Consider the following 1,061-nt stretch of genomic DNA (forward strand, 5'->3'; position numbering starts at 1 on the left):
AACCGCCAGTGCAGATACCAGGAAGGCAGAAGCGTAACACGCTACTTTACCCGCCACGCCTGTGTGGAATTTCAGGTCGTGCATACCGTGGTGCAGACGGTGCATTGCATGCCACATTGGAAGTGCCAGTGTCGCAATCGTGAATAGTGCACCGATGATGCTGGTCACGAAGCCTGATACACGCTCGTAGCTCATAGACTCGGCATCAAGCATGCCAAGTGGAACCATGATACCCAGTACCAGTACAGTCACAGGTGTCAGCATTGCAAACCAAGTACCGCCGGCACCGAACAGACCCCACCATACTGGCTCGTCAGAACGTTTAGGATTTAGATTAACCACGTGGTTCTCCTTAAACKAGTACTAGAACGAACAGTGAGATTGCAGCAACTGCCGCCCACTGAGCCAGAACAACAACTTTCTTATYCAGCTTCTTGCCTTTGATCTGGATAGGCATCACCTGAGGCATCATGCTGAAGAAAGTTTGCGCGTGGAACAAGCTGCCTGCCAGAGCCAGAATGTTCAGAACCACAACGACAGGGTTAGCCATAAATTCTAGCCAGCCCGCCCATGCTTCAGGGCCCTTCACTAGGCTACCCAGACCGAAAGTCAGGCAGATAGTGAAGAAAATCAGTGGTAATACAGTTGCTTCACGTACCATGTAGAAGCGGTAGAAAGGATGATCCTTCCACCAGGTACGCTTCATTTCGCGAACGTAAGGTTTACGATTGCTCATCCTTATGCCTCCTGAGGTTTGATCATCGCAATAACGAAATCTTTAGATGATTCCACTTTGCCCTGGTTTACCGCAGCGGCTGGATCGACGCTCTTCGGACAAACTTCAGAACAGTAACCAACAAATGTACAGCCCCAAGCACCGTTTTCGCCGTTGATTAGCTTCATACGCTCATCAGCACCGTTGTCACGGCTGTCCAGGTTGTAGCGGTGAGCCAGCGTCAGTGCCGCCGGGCCGATGAACTCTGGGTTCAGGCCAAACTGAGGACATGCCGCGTAGCACAGGCCACAGTTGATACAGGCAGAGAACTGCTTGTACTTCGCCA

The 1,061-nt window shown here is 51.5% G+C and carries 3 protein-coding genes; all 3 read right to left on the reverse strand.

Features of this window, described 5'->3' with window-relative positions:
- Nucleotides 1–342: fumarate reductase subunit FrdD (gene frdD / locus EIZ48_RS28335; protein ID WP_160658737.1), on the reverse strand; the 342-nt coding region annotated here is incomplete at its 3' end.
- A gap of 10 nt (nucleotides 343–352) precedes the next feature.
- The gene (gene frdC, locus EIZ48_RS28340) at nucleotides 353–736 is read right to left on the reverse strand and encodes a fumarate reductase subunit FrdC (protein WP_160658738.1); all 384 of its coding nucleotides are present in this window, start codon (nucleotides 734–736) and stop codon (nucleotides 353–355) included.
- 2 nt (nucleotides 737–738) lie between these two features.
- Nucleotides 739–1,061: 4Fe-4S dicluster domain-containing protein (locus EIZ48_RS28345; protein WP_160658740.1), on the reverse strand; the 323-nt coding region annotated here is incomplete at its 5' end.

This window comes from Photobacterium alginatilyticum (assembly GCF_009910675.1).
GTDB lineage: Bacteria > Pseudomonadota > Gammaproteobacteria > Enterobacterales > Vibrionaceae > Photobacterium > Photobacterium alginatilyticum.